This window comes from Pseudomonas sp. PS01270 (assembly GCF_029959775.1).
In the GTDB taxonomy this organism is placed as follows: domain Bacteria; phylum Pseudomonadota; class Gammaproteobacteria; order Pseudomonadales; family Pseudomonadaceae; genus Aquipseudomonas; species Aquipseudomonas atacamensis.
Window position 1 is genome coordinate 1 of the sequence record NZ_JASCPT010000128.1, and the last position, 15,439, is coordinate 15,439.

The following is a 15,439-nucleotide window of genomic DNA, read 5'->3' on the forward strand; positions in this document are numbered from 1 at the left end:
ACAGGAAACAGCGCACAACTCGGAATTTGCGCCCGACACCGACCCCTTGTGGGAGCGAGCCTGCTCGCGAAGGGGGCACTCTGAACCTTTCACTAATGCCGCCGCCCGCGCCCGCAATATCTCCGCTGCACTCCATCCCGCATCGCCATTGCGCGCGCGCTCCACCAGTGCCTCATCGACAAAACGCTCATCCAGCGTAACCATCACTTCCCGGATCAAACCGCTGCTCTGCGTCGATACCGGCGCGGGATTATCCGGATCGATCACCTGCGCATACTGCCGCGCCCAATTATTGAACAGCAGCACCGAATGCTTCTGCGACTGCTCCAGCAACAATTGCAGGAGCGCGCGGGCGTTAGCGGCGTCACCGTTGTAATGGGCGATCAGACAACTGGCCAGCGCCAGGGTGTAACAGATCGATGTGCCATGGTCGATCTGCACGGCAATATCCAGCGCCTGCCGTGCCGCGCGCCATGCCTGTTCTGGCAGACCCTGCAACCACAGCACGCGAGCCAGCACCGTCAGCGAAGCGACGCTTTGGTCGTACTGCACGCCAAAGCCATGGGTGAAACGATTGAGATGGCCGCTGTGGGCCATGCGTTGCAGCACCTGCTCGGCATGTACGCGGGCCTGCGGTTGGTCGCCGGCATAATGCAGGGCCAGCACCCGCAAGCGATGCGTGCTCAGCGACAGCAATGGCTCGCCGTGCACGCCGATGCGATCAAATTGCTCACTCTGCGCCAGCGCCATGCGGTAATGCCCGCAACTCAGATTGACCGCCATATGCCCCGATATCGCCCGCAGTTGCCCGGCCAAGTCACCGTGTTCTTCGGCTAAGCGGCACGCGTCGATGAAGGCCTGGATGGTTTGGGGCGTGCCGCCCCAGGTGTGGTAGCTGGCGCTGCCGAGCGCCAGTTTCAAGGCGATTTGCAGGCGAGGGCAGGGCGGCAGGAGCGAGCCTGCTGGCGAAGCCTCCAGCAGACTCAGTGCCCGGCGCACATAGCGGCTGTAATCGCGCAGCAACGACAGCTCCTGCCACAACGGTGCCGACGCGGCTGCCAGTTGCACACCCAGCTCATCCGGGCCCGGCCCGTCGAGGCTCCAGTCCAGCGCCGCGCGCAAATCCTCCAGCCCCCTGGCATAGCGCTCCATCCACAATACAGTCGGAGTATTGTCCCAATCCGCCTGCGCCTGCTGCATCAGTGTCAGGCAGCGCTGGGCGTGGCGTTGGCGGGTTGCGCTGAGCTCGTCGGCCTGCTCGAGTTTTTCCAGTGCGTAGTGGCGCGTGGTGTCGAGCAAGCGATAGAAAACATCTTCGTCGCCCACTTCGACGCTCAGCAGGGATTTCGCCACCAGTTGCGTGACAGCGGTGAACACCGCGCCGGGATCGATCTGTTGGCCGATGACCACCGCTGCCGCCGAGGCGAGGGTGAAGCTGCCGCGAAAAATTCCCAGTCGCCGCAGACAGGTTTGTTCGCAGGCGTTGAGCAGGTTGAAGCTCCAGTCCATCGTTGCGCGCAGGGTCAGGTGGCGCTCGGCGCTGCTGTGGTCTCCGGCCGACAATGGCGGCAAACCCTCGCGCAATTGCTTGAGCAATCCGTCCATGCCCAATTCGCTGACCTGTGCGGCGGCCAGTTCCAGAGCCAGCGGAATGCCGTCCAGGCGCTGGCAGATTTCGATCGCCTGCGGTAGCTCGGCGCGACTCAGTTGAAAGCTTTCCCGCGCCGCGGTCGCGCGCTCGACAAACAGTTGCAGCGCAGCAAAGCCCAGCGCCTGAGCCGGCTCCATCGGCATCGACATTGACGGGCATTCGAGCGATTCCAGACGCTGCACGAATTCGCCCTCCGCGCGCAGGCTCTCGCGGCTGGTCGCGAGGATATGCACCTTCGGCGCCCCCCGCAGAATCTGCTCGCTGAGCGACGCGACCGCATCGATCAAGTGCTCGCAGTTGTCGATCACCAACAACATTTGCCGTTCTCGCAGGCCGTCGACCAGACCAGCCTGCGCATCGCCTTCTGGCGCGGACAGATCAAGCAGCGTCGCCAGATGCGAGCCGATCAGCGCGGGATCGGCGATGGGCGCCAAGTCCACCAGGCGGATGCCGTCGCGATACTGGTCGAGCAATTGTTCGGCGACGCGCAGGGCGACGGTGGTCTTGCCGATGCCGCCGGGACCGACCAGAGTGATGCAGCGTCGGCGCGGCAGTTGCGCGATCAGGTGATCGATCACGGGCTGGCGCCCAATCATCCGCGTACGACGCAGCGGCAGGTTGTGTCTGGCGACGGGCATCGCCGGTTTTTGTTCGATGCTGTCGAGCACGATCGGTGCGACAAAACTGTAGCCGCGCTGCGCCACGGTGACGATGTAGCGCTGGCCGTTCTGTCCGTCGCCCAGCGCCTTACGCAGCGCCGCCATGTGCACGCGCAGGTTGATGTCTTCGACGACGCTGTCTGGCCAGACCCCGGCCATCAATTGCTGTTTGCTCACCACTTCACCGGCGTGGGCCAGCAAAATCAGGAGGATATCCATCGCCCGCCGTCCCAGGCGCAAAGGCTGTTGGCCTTCAAGTAGCAATCGTTGCCCGGGATGAATCCGATAGGGGCCAAACGCAATGGCCTGATTCGGGGAAAAGCTCAACAGCGCGCTCCTGCGGTGATGCGGCGGACAGGGCGAATCAGTCCCTGGCGCATGCGCAGGCCGTCTGATCCGGGGTGTCCGGGCATAATCCTCAGGTTTGAGCATCAGTGCAACGGGTGGCGTAACGGCAGCAGTCAAAACACCGCAGGCTGCGCTGCGTTGTTTTTCGGTCTGCCCATGACTCGACAGCGCCAGGCGAAGGGATTGATGCCCTCGCTGCGGGTGAACATGTGGCAGAAGTGCGCCTGATCGCAGAAGCCGCATTCGAGGCTGATTTGCGTCAGGCTCAAGTCGGTGTGCTGGATCAGCAACTTGGCTCGAGCCAGGCGCTGGGCGCGGATCCAGTCCTGTGGCGACAGGCCAGTGCTGCACTTGAATGCGCGGGAGAAATGACTGCGTGACAGTGAGCAGGCACGGGCCAGTTCCGCCACTTCCAGGCTTTCGCCTAGTCGATCGAGGATCAACTGTTTGATCTGGCGTTCACGCTGTGGACTGAGTCCGCCAGTCGTGTTTTTCCGCGGTTCGCAGGCAGGGGCGAGGGCGACGGTTTGCTGTAGATAAGCCATGGCCAAGGTCCGTGTCGGTGGGGAAGGCACGGTCGGCGCATTCCCTCAGGTCAAAAAAGCAACGCTGCGCAGAGGGCTTCATTGTTGGGCGATGCCTTGAGACTGACGAGTTAATCGTTGTTAATTTCCTCGCTCAGGCTGGAACTCAGCACATCCTTGCAAGTCAGCGCCCGGCGCTTTGCGCGACGATGTCGACAAAGCACGGCCGCCGTTGGCCAGGTTCAAAGGGGAATGCAATGAAAGGTTTGGTGAAAGCAGCAACGGCCTTGGCGGTCATGCTGGCAATGTCCGGCGCGATGGCGCAGGCACCACAGGTGGGCACTCAGGCGCCGGGTTATTTCCGCTTGGCGGTGGGCGATTACGAAGTCACCGCGTTGTTCGACGGTTACAACGATTTGTCGCCGAAGTTGTTGCAGGGCATGAGCCAGAGTCAGATTCGCGCGCTGCTCGCACGCCGTTCGATTGAAGCCCCGGGCGTGCAGACGGCGTTCAATGCCTTTCTGGTCAACACCGGCAAACAACTGATTCTGGTCGATACCGGCGCAGGGCAGTGCATCGGCGCCACCGCCGGGCAGCTTTCGGCCAACATGCAGGCCGCCGGTTACAAGCCCGAGCAGGTCGACACGATTCTGCTGACGCACCTGCACCTCGATCACGTCTGCGGTCTGGTCGATGCACAGAACAAGCCGCTGTTCGCCAATGCCACCGTCTATGCGGCCAAGGCCGAAGCCGATTACTGGCTTGATCCGGCAGCACTGGCCAATGCCCCGGCGGGCGCAAAAGAGTTTTTCAAAATTGCCCAGGATTCGACGGCGCCCTATGTTGCCGCCGGTCGCTTCAAGACGTTCGCCGCCGGGCAGTCACCACTGCCGGGACTGGTCGAAGCAACCCTCGAAGCCGGGCACACTCCGGGCAGCACCACGTACCGCTTCACCTCGCAGCAGCAGAGCATCGTGTTCATGGGCGATCTGGTGCACAACCTCGCGGTGCAGTTCTTGCACCCGGAAGTCTCGATCGGTTTCGACGTGAACAGTCAGCAAGCGATCGCCAGTCGGCAGGCAGTGTTCAGTGCTGCGGCAGCGAGCAAGACCTGGGTTACGGCAGCGCATCTGCCGTTCCCGGGCATCGGCCACATCGCCGCCGAGGGCAAACATTTCCAGTGGGTGCCGGTGGAGTACGGCCCTTACAAACGCGCGGCGAAAGTGCCGTTGATCGAGTAAAGTGCCCAGCGCCAGTGGCAAAAAGCGTCTGACACCGATAAGGAAACCACGCCCATGAACCGTAACGATCTGCGCCGCGTCGACATGAACCTGCTGGTGATTTTCGAAGCGTTGATGTTCGAAAAGAACCTGACCCGCGTTGCCGAAAAACTGTTCATGGGCCAACCGGCGGTCAGTGCTGCGCTAGGGCGCTTGCGTGATCTGTTCGACGATCCGTTGCTGCTGCGCAACGGTCGCGGTATGGAACCGACGGCGCGGGCGCTGGCGATCCTCAAGGAGCTGCAACCGGCGATGGACGTGATTTCCGGCGCAGTCAGCCGCGCCAAGGAATTCGAACCGGCGAGCAGTTGCGATGTGTTTCGCATCGGACTGTCGGACGACGCCGAGTTCGGTCTGTTTCCGCCGCTGTTGCGCCAGCTTCAGCAGGAGGCGCCGGGGATTGTCGTGGTGGTACGCCGCGCCAACTACCTGTTGATGCCGGCGCTGTTGGCCTCTGGAGAAATCTCCGTGGGCGTCAGCTACACCACGGATCTGCCGGCCAATGCCAAGCGCAAGAAGCTGCGTGATATTCCCTGCAAAGTGCTGCGCGGCGACGACCGTCCGGGGCCGTTGACCCTGGACGAATATTGCGAGCGTCCGCATGCAATGGTGTCGTTCTCCGGTGATCTGAGCGGCAACATCGACCTGGATCTGGCCAAGATCGGCCGCTGCCGCCGAGTCGTTCTCGGCGTACCGCAGTTCAGCGGCTTGCGCGCCTTGCTCGCCGGTACCGAGATGATCGCCACGGTGCCGGATTACGCCGCCTGTGCCTTGGTCGAAGGCTGCGCCCTGCGTGCCGAAGACCCGCCATTCCCGATCGATGCCGCGCAGTTGTCGATGGCGTGGAGCGGGGTGCACGACAACGACCCGGCAGAGAAATGGCTGCGCTCGCGGATCAGCCAGTTCATGGCGGCGCCGCTGGATATTCCTGCGATATAAATCCTTGCGCCGATCTCAGATGCTGATCATTCCCACGCGCAGCAAAGGAATGCCTCAACGGACGCTCCGCGTTCGGCGTTGGATGGGACGCGGAGCGTCCCGAGCTGCATTCCCACGCAGAGCGTGGGAACGATCAAGCACAGGGAATTCTGTGGTCTGAAAAGCAACTAAGCACACCCATCCAATTTCTTCCGCCCCGGCCTTGGCATGATTCCCGTCAATGACATTCAAAGGGTCGGGTCATGATTGCTACGAGGGATGAACAGGCGCGCGACATCGGGTTGCTGTTCCTGCGGGTCAGCGGCGGGTTGTTTCTGTTGTGGGTGCACGGCTTGCCCAAGCTGCTGGACTTCACCGCGCAGTTGCAACTGATCGAAGACCCGTTCCATCTCGGCGCCCACCTGACCCTGATCCTGGCGATCTTCGCCGAAGTCCTCTGCCCGTTGCTGATCGTCGCCGGTGTGCTGGCGCGTTTGGCCTGCTTGCCTATTCTCTTTGTACTGCTCGTGGCGCTGCTGGTCGTGCATCCGCAATGGAGTGTGGCTGAGGGGCAGTTTGGCTGGTTGCTGTTGATTCTTTTCACCACCGTATTGATTGCCGGGCCCGGACGGCTGGCGATTCCTGTTCGTTTGCCCGGAGTGCTGCGTTATGCCTGAAGTCCTCAATTCACAAGCACCGGGGGCCGATGAGGCCGTCACGTTGATCATCAAACACTCGGTCAAGGCCGGTTTCGAATCGGCCTATGAAGCATGGCTGCGCAACATCGTGCGTGTTGCCGGGCAGCGGGAAGGGCATTTGGGTGTGGACGTGGTGCGCGGCAAGCGCGGGCGTCTGGATTTTTACACGTGCGTATTGCGCTTCAGCTCCACCGAAGCGATGCAGGGCTGGCTGGAATCCTCCGAGCGTCAGGCGCTGGTGGCTGAAGCCGCACCGATGCTGGCTGACGGTGATCAGACCGAAGTCGCGCCGGTCAATGAATTCTGGTTCACACCGCTGGCCGAAGCCGGCTCGCCACCGCCGCGCTGGAAGCAGGCTGTCGTCACCCTGTTAGTGATTCTGCCGCACACCCTGCTGGTGCCGCTGATCTGGGGGCCGTTGCTGGCGCTGCATCCGCTTCTGTCCAACTACGTGGTCGCCACGTTCCTGATCACCCTGACCATCGTCCTCTCGGTGGTCTACGTGGTGATGCCGCCGGTCACCCGTTTGTTCACCCCGTGGCTGGAAGCCAGTCAGGCCCATGAACACCTCGATTCCCAAGAAACCTCGCCGCGTTGAGCGGGGTTTGCTTCTTTTCACTTTCGCTTGAGGAACTGCGATGAGCGCCGATCTGATTTTATTCAATGGCCAGTTTCATACCGTAGACCGGGAAAAACCACTGGCCAGTGCGGTGGCGATCAAGGACGGCCGCTTCGTCGCCGTCGGTAACGATGCCGAGGCCATGGCCCTCAAAGGCAACGCCACACAAGTGGTCGACATGAAGGGCCGCTGCGTCATCCCTGGCCTCAACGACTCGCACTTGCACCTGATTCGTGGCGGTTTGAACTACAACCTCGAACTGCGCTGGGAAGGTGTGCCATCGCTCGCCGACGCACTGCGTATGCTCAAGGACCAGGCCGATCGCACACCGACCCCGCAATGGGTGCGCGTGGTCGGTGGCTGGAACGAATTCCAGTTCGCCGAAAAACGCATGCCGACCCTGGAAGAAATCAACCAGGCCGCGCCGGATACTCCGGTGTTCATCCTGCACCTCTACGACCGTGCGCTGCTCAACCGCGCTGCCCTGCGCGTAGCCGGCTACACCCGCGACACGCCGAACCCGCCGGGCGGCGAGATCGTGCGCGACAGCAACGGCAACCCGACCGGCATGCTGGTCGCGCGGCCGAACGCGATGATTCTCTACTCGACCCTGGCCAAGGGTCCAAAGCTGCCGCTGGAATATCAGGTCAACTCGACCCGCCAGTTCATGCGTGAACTCAATCGCCTCGGCCTGACCAGTGCGATCGACGCCGGCGGTGGTTTCCAGAACTATCCGGACGATTACCAAGTGATCGAACAACTGGCCAAAGACGACCAGTTGACCGTACGCATCGCCTACAACCTGTTCACCCAGAAGCCGAAAGAAGAACTGACCGATTTCCAGAACTGGACCGGCAGCGTCAAGTTGCATCAGGGCGACGACTACCTGCGCCACAACGGAGCCGGCGAAATGCTGGTGTTCTCCGCCGCCGACTTCGAAGACTTTCTCGAACCGCGCCCGGACCTGCCGCAGACCATGGAACAGGAACTGGAACCGGTGGTGCGCCACCTCGTTGAGCAGCGGTGGCCGTTCCGTCTGCACGCCACGTACAACGAATCGATCAGCCGCATGCTAGACGTGTTCGAGAAGGTCAATCGCGACATTCCGTTCAACGGTCTGCCGTGGTTCTTCGACCACGCTGAAACCATCACCCCGCAAAACATTGAGCGTGTGAAAGCGCTGGGCGGCGGTATCGCGATTCAGGATCGCATGGCGTTCCAGGGTGAATACTTCGTCGATCGCTACGGCAAACAAGCCGCCGAAGCCACGCCACCGATCAAGCGCATGCTCGCCGAAGGCGTGCCGGTCGGCGCCGGTACCGACGCCACCCGCGTGTCCAGCTACAACCCGTGGACCTCGCTGTACTGGATGGTCAGCGGTCGCACCGTTGGCGGTCTGGCCCTTTATGAAGAAGGTTTGCCACGCAGCACTGCGCTGGAACTGTTCACCCACGGCAGCGCCTGGTTCTCTTCGGAGCAGGGCAAGAAGGGCCAGATCCGCGTCGGCCAACTGGCAGACCTGGCGGCACTGAGCGCGGACTTCTTCAGCGTTGAGGAAGAAGCGATCAAGTGGATCGAGTCGGTGATGACCGTGGTCGGCGGCAAGATCGTCTACGCCGCCGGCGACTTCGAAGACCTCGGCCCGCGTTCGATTCCGGTGCTGCCGGACTGGTCGCCGGTAGTCAAAGTACCGGGCCACTGGCGCCCGAACTCGCCACTGCAGGCGCAGGTTCACCAGTGCAGCGGACCGTGCGCCGTGCACACCCACAGCCATGAAAAAGCGCGGATGTCGAATGCGCCGGTCAGCGATTTCGCCGGTTTCTGGGGCGCGTTCGGCTGTTCCTGCTTCGCGTTCTGAGTTTGAAAAAAGCGCCGGTCATCAGGGCCGGCGCTTCCCGCAACAACCATCCATCCAGGAGTTTTGCCATGAGCGTTCCTTACAAGCGTCTGAACAAAGATGATGCCGTCGTCCTGCTGGTCGACCACCAGACTGGTCTGATCTCGCTGGTGCAGGATTTCTCGCCGAACGAGTTCAAGAACAACGTGCTGGCACTGGGCGACATCGCCAAGTTCTTCAAGCTGCCGACCATTCTGACCACCAGCTTCGACGCAGGTCCAAACGGCCCGATCGTGCCCGAGCTGCTCGAGCAATTCCCCGACGCGCCGTTCATTCAGCGTCCAGGCCAGATCAACGCTTGGGACAACGAAGACTTCGTTAAAGCGATCAAGGCCACCGGCCGCAAGCAACTGATCATCGCCGGTGTCGTGACCGACGTCTGCGTAGCTTTCCCCACCCTGTCGGCGATCGCTGAAGGCTTCGAAGTGTTCGTCGTCACCGACTCGTCGGGTACCTTCAACACCACCGTGCAACAAGCGGCGTGGGCGCGGATGTCGGCCGCCGGTGCACACCTGATGAACTGGTTCGCTGTGGCCTGCGAGCTGCAAGGCGACTGGCGCAACGACATGGAAGGTCTGGCGCATCTGCTGTCCGAGCGTCTGCCTAACTATCGCAACCTGATCAACAGCTACACCAAGTTCACTGCCAAGTAATCTGGTCGAAAGTCAAAAGCCCCTCACCCTAGCCCTCTCCCGGAGGGAGAGGGGACTGACCGCGTTGTTTGCTAGAGTTGCATCGACCTGCAATACCGAGCCGAGCTCCGCTCTTGAAACGCATGGAGATCGGCTCCCTTTCACCCTCGCCCCCTTAGGGGGAGAGGGCTGGGGTGAGGGGGTGAGCTTTTGATCTTCAAAGTTTCAGATCAGCGTTTTTGCAACCAACCCAAGAAACCACCTTTTTTCACCGCCACCGGTTTGGCCATCAACGCGAGGCGACTGTTCTGCTGACGCACCGCCTGCAACTTGTTCAAGGCCCGGCCGACTTCGCTGCGCTTGTCCATGCACTCACGGGTCAACTGTTTGTCGAGACGATAGATGATGCTCGACGTCAGCGCTGTGAACGTCGCCTGCGACGGTGTATCGGCAAGAATGCTCTGTTCGCCCATGACCTCGCTCGGCCCCATGCGCCCGGCCTCGGTCTGGCCATTGCCGTCCGGCACCGTCGCGCTGACCACGCCCGTGGCGATCACGAACAGACTGTCCGGCACCTCGTCCAGATCCAGCACCACCTGACCCGCCGTGTACTGCTGCGCGACCATCGACTCAGCGAGGCGATCGCGCTCTTCACTGCTCAGCGAACGGAAAATCTTCACCTCATCCAGCAATGCACGAGCACGGCTCGACGGTTCGATCACGCCGTCGGGATGCCGGGAAATACCCGCCGCTTCGAGATGGCGGTGGGCGAGGTCGAACAGTTGATTGCGCACTTCGCTCTTCTTGCCCAGCTCAGCGATGAAACCGCTGGCAACGTATTCCGACATGGTTTCGCCGGCCTCTTTGAGTACGGCTTTCGGCGCCGGGCTGAGCAGCAGCGAACTGCTGCCCTGCAAAGTGCGATCAAGGGCATCGAGTACCCGCCGCGGGCGAATGTGGTTCGGCACCTTGATACTGATCGAGACGCCGTGCATGTTGCTCGGCCGGCTGAGGTTGACGATTTTCGCCTTGGCCGCCACCGAGTTCGGTACTACGGCCATGGTGCCGGCGCTGGTCAGCAGGTGCGTGGCGCGCCAGTCGATATCGAAGACCTTGCCTTCTACGCCGTCGATCATCACCAGATCGTCCACTTGATACGGCTTGGTGGTGTTGAGGACGATGCCGGAAAACACGTCGGCGAGGGTGCTTTGCAGCGCCAGACCGACCACGATGGCGACCACCCCGGAGGTGGCCAGCAGACCTTTGACCGGCAGCTCCAGCACGTAACCGGCTGCCGCAACAATGGCGACCAGAAACACCAGCGCGCCGATGACATCCTGCAACAAGCGTCCGCTGTGACCGATGCGGCGCATCAGCGCCAGGCCGATCACTTCGGTCAGCACCCGTGCTGCGTACAACCACCAGAGAATCCCCAGCGCCGTCGCCCCCAGTTGTGCCACGCGATCATCAGCGAACAGCGGAGCCTGCAACGGGCTGACACCGGCATTGATCACCAGCGCGCTGAACGCCAGAAACAGCGCCAGACGCACGCCGACTCGCGGCGCGCGGTGGCTGAAGGGCGAGAAGTGCCAGAGTGCGGCGTCGAGCAGGAGCAGGACGGCGCTCCAGGACAGCAGGTGGGCGTAGAAAAGAGTCATGACCGGTACTCCGCGACGCTGGTGAGAAAAAAGATCGCAGCCTGCGGCGGCTCCTACAGGGAATCGTATTCCAGAGTAGGCGCTGCCGCAGGCTGCGATCTTTTGCTTTTATGGATTCAGATGAGTCTTCAGTTCAGCCGCCGCCTGGCGCACCGCTGCTTTGACTTCCGGAATCTGGCTCAGCGGATTGAGCAGACCGAAGTCATGAATCATCCCGTTGTAGCGCACCGAGGTCACCGGCACGCCGGCCGCATCCAGATGCCGCGCATAACCTTCACCTTCATCACGCAGCACGTCGAACTCGGCGGTCTGCACCAGCGCAGCGGGCAGGCCCTTGAGCTGTTCGCTGCTGGCGTTGAGCGGCGAGGCATGGATCTGCGCACGCTCGGCCGGGTTGGTGGTGTAGTTGTCCCAGAACCACTGCATCATGCCCTTGGTGAGGAAATGGCCCTCGGCAAATTGCTGGTACGAACCGTCGTCGAACTGCGCATTGGTTACCGGCCACATCAACAGCTGGAAGCGCAGGGCAGGGGTTTTCTGCTCCTTGGCCATCAACGCCACGACCGCCGCCATGTTGCCGCCGACGCTGTTGCCGGCCACCGCCAGACGCTTGCCATCGACACCGATGTCCTTGCCGTGCTCGGCCACCCATTTCGTCGCAGCGTAAGCCTGATTGATCGCCGTCGGGTACTGCGCTTCCGGCGATGGCGTGTAATCGACATACACCGCAACGGCGCCAGAGCCGACCACCAGATCACGGATCAGGCGCTGGTGCGTAGGAAAGTCACCCAGTACCCAGCCGCCACCGTGGAAGAACATGAACGCCGGCAACTCGCCTTTCACCTTGGCCGGGCGCACCACTTTCAGGTTGAGGGTCTGGCCATCGACCTTGATCGCCTTGTCGCTGACTTCCACACCGGACAGATCAACCTTCACCGAAGCCTGCGCACCGGTCAGCACCGCACGGGCGTCTTTCGGGCTCAGTTGCTCCAGCGGACGACCGCCGCCAGCGGCGAGGGCATCGAGGAACGCTTGGGTGTTGTGTTCGACGCCAGGGCTGCCAGCGGCGAAAGCGCTGCTGACGGAGAGGGCGAGGAGGGACGCGGCGAGGGTTTTCTTGACGATGTTCATGGTGAAATCCTTTTGAATGATTTTGATTTTCTGATCGTTCCCACGCTCTGCGTGGGAATGCAGCCGGGGACGCTCCGCGTCCCAACGATCAGATGGCTGCCTTCGGCAGCTCTTTGTGTTCAGGATTGTTTTCAAACCGTGAGCACAGATTAATGGGCTGCTGAAAAGCGAAAAAGCGGCTATAAAGCGTTTAACTGTCCACCAGAGAGTGACAATGAACCCGTTCGAAGACATGCGTATTTTTTGCCAGGTCATGGACTCCGGCAGCTTCACCGCTGCGGCCGATCAGTTGGGGCTGTCCAAGCAGTTCGTCAGCCGCCGTTTGATGCAACTGGAGGAGCGCCTCGGTGTGCGCTTGTTGAATCGCTCGACCCGCCGGCTCGACGTCACCCCGCTGGGGCAGAGCTATTACGAATCGGCGTTGCGCTTGTTGTGTGAGGTGGAACAGGTCGAGCAGGGCATCGCCGGCGAAACCGCCGAGCCGCGCGGCACGATTCGCCTCAGCGCGCCGCTGTCGTTCGCGGTGGCGCATCTGGGTTGTCTGCTGCCGCTGTTCCTGCAGCGTTATCGCGAGGTCACCGTCGAGGTCGACCTGAGCGATCGCCCGGTCGACCTGCTCGGCGAAGGTTACGACCTGGCCCTGCGCATCGGCGTGCTGGAAGACTCGACACTGATCGCCCGGCGCATCGCCAGTATCGAACGGGTCTACTGCGCCAGCCCGGCCTACCTCGCCGAACGCGGCACACCACTCAAACCTGAAGACCTGCACAGCCACGATTGCCTGCCTTACGGCCACGGTCGCTCGGTGCAATGGCGCTTCAACGAAGCACCGGGCAAACCGCTGCTGATCAACGTCACCGGGCGCATGCGCGTCAACAACGGCGAACTGCTGCGGGACGCCGCGGTGCAGGGGATGGGAATCACTTATCTGCCGACCTTCATCGTCGGCGCGGCGCTGAAGGACGGGCGGCTGGTGCCAGTGCTGGATGATTTACGCCCGGAGCCACTGACCCTGTCGGCGGTTTATCCGCAGCATCGCCAGGCTTCGCGGCCGGTGCAGGCGCTGGTGGAGTTTTTGCGTGAGCGGCTTAACCAGAGTCATGTGAATCTTTGATTTTATTTACCGTCGAGTATCGCGTTCTGTCGGGCCAAATAGCGGTGCATGGGCAGTTATGATTAACTTTGATTCAATTTGTATCAAAGCTGAGCGAACACAAGGGGGCAGGACTACTCTGATCAACGGTGAACCCCCGCTGCCCGCAATCTCAAGGAGTCAACTGACATGGCCGCGCCAGTGAAAACCCGATCCGTGACTGCCCATGTACCCGTGCAATTGGCCGAAAAGGTCGATCTGATGGCTGAGCGTCTGGAACGCTCGCGTAACTGGATTGTGAAACAGGCCCTGAGCGCCTGGATTGATCAAGAGGAAGAGCGCAGCCGTTTGACGCGCGAAGCCTTGGCTGATGTGGACGCCGGGCGCGTTATCGATCATCAATCAGTGCAGGCATGGGCGGACAGCTTGAGTTCCGATACGCCTCTCAAGGCTCCACTTTGATATGGAGTTGAAGTGGACCAGCAAAGGGCTTTCCGACCTGACCAGGCTTTATGAGTTTTTGGCAGCAGTTAATCAACCTGCCGCTGCGCGCACTGTGCAACAGCTGACCGCCGCTCCGATAATGCTGCTAGCCAATCCGCGCTTGGGTGAACGTCTGGAAGAATTTGAACCGCGAGATGTTCGAAGGATTCTGGTCGGGCACTACGAAATGCGCTACGAAATTGTCGATTCGACTATCTACCTGCTGCGCCTTTGGCACACTCGCGAAGAACGATAATTCATCGCCAGAATCGCGCTTACAACATCGCAACAACCCCAACTCCGGGTCTGTTCTAGACTCACGCCGCTCAATCACGAGCCTCACCCGGAGTAGCGCCATGGAAGTGCCCACCCCCAAAACCGCCATCGAAAGCAATCGACAGGCGTGGAACGATTCCGCCCGTCATCATCAGGACTCACCGGACTGGCAGGCATTGCTCAGCGATGTCGCGCAGGCAGAGTTTTGCTGCCTTGATGACACTTTGCGCGGCTTGCTGGACGTCGACGGCAAAGACGTGATTCAACTGGGCTGCAATAACGGTCGGGAAAGCCTGTCGCTGTTTGCGCTGGGTGCGCGCAGTGTCGTCGGCGTCGATCAATCGGCAGCGTTTCTTGAGCAGGCCCGCGAGCTCAACAGCCGCTCGCCGCATACTGCCGAATTCGTCGAGAGCGACATCCACCAGCTGCCCGCATCGCTGCATAACCGCTTCGACGTAGCCTTGATCACCATCGGGGTACTCAACTGGATGCCTGACATCGGCGAATTCTTCCGTCATGTCGCGCAGGTGCTGAAGCCGGGCGGCAAAATGGTGATCTACGAAACCCATCCGTTTCTGGAGATGGTTGATCCGCAGGCTGAAGATCCCTACCGCCTCGCCAGCTCGTATTTCCGTGTCGAGCCGTTTGTGCAGCAAGAGCCGATCGTTTACGTAGGTAAAGTCGAGCAGCCGGCGGCAAAGTCGTACTGGTTCGTGCATACGCTGGGCGCGATCTTCAGCGGCGCCATCGGAGCGGGGCTGAGCGTCGTTGATTTTCAGGAGTATGCGCATTCGAACCGGGAAGAGGTGTATGACTGCTATCTGAACCAGCAGGCGCAGCTGCCGATGTGCTTTAGCCTGGTGGCGAGCAACGCCTGAGAACCTTTTTTGCGACGGCTGGCCTCTTCGCGAGCAGGCTCGCTCCCACATTGGTTTCGCGTACGGCGACTATCCAGTGTAGGAGCGAGCCTGCTCGCGATGGCGGCCTTGTGACCGCCAGAAAATTCAGGGAACGGCGTGATTGACTACGTGCCCCGGCTGCGCATAAAGATCAATGCCCAGCGCATGAATCACCTTCAACACTGTGTCAAAGCGCGGCTTCGCTCCGGGAGCAAAAGCCTTGTACAAACTTTCACGACCCATGCCTGAATTCTTGGCGATCTGCGTCATTCCTCGCGCTCTCAAAACGTAACCGATTGCGCGAAGGAATTCTTCGCTGTCTCCGTCTGCAAGCACCTGTGACAGGTACTCACTGATGGCTTCATCACTGTCGAGCAGCGCGACCATGTCGAAATTCGTCAAAGTCTGGCTCATGGTTAAACCTCCTTTGCCATTTTTTGTGCGCGTCGGATGTCTGCGCTTTGTGAGGATTTGTCGCGCCCGATGTCGTGCTTGACTCTATCCAAGTGGATACAGATAAACAGTCGGCCAAGTCTTTTCCGAATGTTGGAAGTGTCGTCACAGTTTGTAGGCAACCAGCCAATCGCTTGTGAGAGCTGCGGGTGCAGCTACTGGCCTCTTCGCGAGCAGGCTCGCTCCCACAGGGAAACGCATTCCAGTGTGGGAGCGAGCC

The 15,439-nt window shown here is 61.0% G+C and carries 15 protein-coding genes; 10 read left to right on the forward strand and 5 right to left on the reverse strand.

Annotation, left to right across the window (positions count from 1 at the left end):
• Together QMX86_RS23740 and QMX86_RS23745 are read right to left on the reverse strand one after the other, a co-directional pair.
• On the reverse strand, positions 1 to 2,637 hold a 2,637-nt coding region (locus tag QMX86_RS23740; protein ID WP_282390417.1), incomplete at its 3' end, for a winged helix-turn-helix domain-containing protein.
• Positions 2,638 to 2,771: 134 nt separating this feature from the next.
• On the reverse strand, positions 2,772 to 3,203 hold the full coding sequence (locus QMX86_RS23745; RefSeq protein ID WP_071171751.1) for an AraC family transcriptional regulator: 432 nt from the start codon (positions 3,201 to 3,203) through the stop codon (positions 2,772 to 2,774).
• A gap of 236 nt (positions 3,204 to 3,439) precedes the next feature.
• Between QMX86_RS23745 and QMX86_RS23750 the strand changes: the two genes are divergently transcribed.
• The 6 genes from QMX86_RS23750 (at position 3,440) to ycaC (ending at position 9,247) form a co-directional block, all read left to right on the forward strand.
• Positions 3,440 to 4,423, forward strand: a complete 984-nt coding sequence (locus QMX86_RS23750) for an MBL fold metallo-hydrolase (RefSeq protein WP_282386187.1) — start codon at positions 3,440 to 3,442, stop codon at positions 4,421 to 4,423.
• 54 nt (positions 4,424 to 4,477) lie between these two features.
• Complete coding sequence (locus tag QMX86_RS23755; RefSeq protein ID WP_122707082.1) at positions 4,478 to 5,401, forward strand: LysR family transcriptional regulator; 924 nt, start codon at positions 4,478 to 4,480, stop codon at positions 5,399 to 5,401.
• A gap of 242 nt (positions 5,402 to 5,643) precedes the next feature.
• On the forward strand, positions 5,644 to 6,057 hold the full coding sequence (locus tag QMX86_RS23760; protein WP_024012430.1) for a DoxX family protein: 414 nt from the start codon (positions 5,644 to 5,646) through the stop codon (positions 6,055 to 6,057).
• Positions 6,050 to 6,676: an antibiotic biosynthesis monooxygenase gene (locus tag QMX86_RS23765; protein ID WP_282386188.1), complete on the forward strand. Its 627-nt coding sequence runs from the start codon at positions 6,050 to 6,052 to the stop codon at positions 6,674 to 6,676. The genes QMX86_RS23760 and QMX86_RS23765 overlap by 8 nt, the downstream gene beginning before the upstream one ends.
• Before the next feature lie 40 nt (positions 6,677 to 6,716).
• Positions 6,717 to 8,555 carry an amidohydrolase gene (locus QMX86_RS23770; RefSeq protein WP_073474275.1) on the forward strand — a complete coding sequence of 613 codons (1,839 nt, stop codon included), beginning with the start codon at positions 6,717 to 6,719 and terminating at the stop codon, positions 8,553 to 8,555.
• A gap of 68 nt (positions 8,556 to 8,623) precedes the next feature.
• Positions 8,624 to 9,247, forward strand: coding sequence for an isochorismate family cysteine hydrolase YcaC (ycaC, locus tag QMX86_RS23775; protein ID WP_016774080.1), 624 nt, complete (start codon positions 8,624 to 8,626; stop codon positions 9,245 to 9,247).
• 209 nt (positions 9,248 to 9,456) lie between these two features.
• Here ycaC and QMX86_RS23780 read toward each other — a convergent pair whose 3' ends face one another.
• Together QMX86_RS23780 and QMX86_RS23785 are read right to left on the reverse strand one after the other, a co-directional pair.
• The gene (locus QMX86_RS23780; protein WP_073474277.1) at positions 9,457 to 10,884 is read right to left on the reverse strand and encodes a mechanosensitive ion channel family protein; all 1,428 of its coding nucleotides are present in this window, start codon (positions 10,882 to 10,884) and stop codon (positions 9,457 to 9,459) included.
• A gap of 108 nt (positions 10,885 to 10,992) precedes the next feature.
• A complete protein-coding gene (locus QMX86_RS23785) occupies positions 10,993 to 12,015 on the reverse strand; it encodes an alpha/beta hydrolase (RefSeq protein WP_073474278.1) in 1,023 nt (340 codons plus the stop codon).
• A 214-nt stretch (positions 12,016 to 12,229) separates the two neighbouring features.
• Here QMX86_RS23785 and QMX86_RS23790 point away from each other — a divergent pair, with 214 nt between their 5' ends.
• From QMX86_RS23790 to QMX86_RS23805, 4 genes are all read left to right on the forward strand, one after another.
• Positions 12,230 to 13,129, forward strand: coding sequence for a LysR family transcriptional regulator (locus QMX86_RS23790; RefSeq protein ID WP_282386191.1), 900 nt, complete (start codon positions 12,230 to 12,232; stop codon positions 13,127 to 13,129).
• Between the two features lie 168 nt (positions 13,130 to 13,297).
• Positions 13,298 to 13,570, forward strand: a complete 273-nt coding sequence (locus QMX86_RS23795) for a ribbon-helix-helix domain-containing protein (protein ID WP_282386193.1) — start codon at positions 13,298 to 13,300, stop codon at positions 13,568 to 13,570.
• A gap of 1 nt (position 13,571) precedes the next feature.
• Complete coding sequence (locus tag QMX86_RS23800) at positions 13,572 to 13,847, forward strand: type II toxin-antitoxin system RelE/ParE family toxin (RefSeq protein WP_041478585.1); 276 nt, start codon at positions 13,572 to 13,574, stop codon at positions 13,845 to 13,847.
• 100 nt (positions 13,848 to 13,947) lie between these two features.
• Positions 13,948 to 14,745 (forward strand): class I SAM-dependent methyltransferase, encoded by a 798-nt coding sequence (locus QMX86_RS23805; protein WP_282386196.1) that lies wholly within the window; start codon positions 13,948 to 13,950, stop codon positions 14,743 to 14,745.
• 126 nt (positions 14,746 to 14,871) lie between these two features.
• On the opposite strand, the gene QMX86_RS23810 is transcribed toward QMX86_RS23805, so the two are convergent.
• Complete coding sequence (locus QMX86_RS23810) at positions 14,872 to 15,180, reverse strand: addiction module antidote protein (RefSeq protein WP_137216070.1); 309 nt, start codon at positions 15,178 to 15,180, stop codon at positions 14,872 to 14,874.
• Between the last annotated feature and the right edge of the window lie 259 nt (positions 15,181 to 15,439).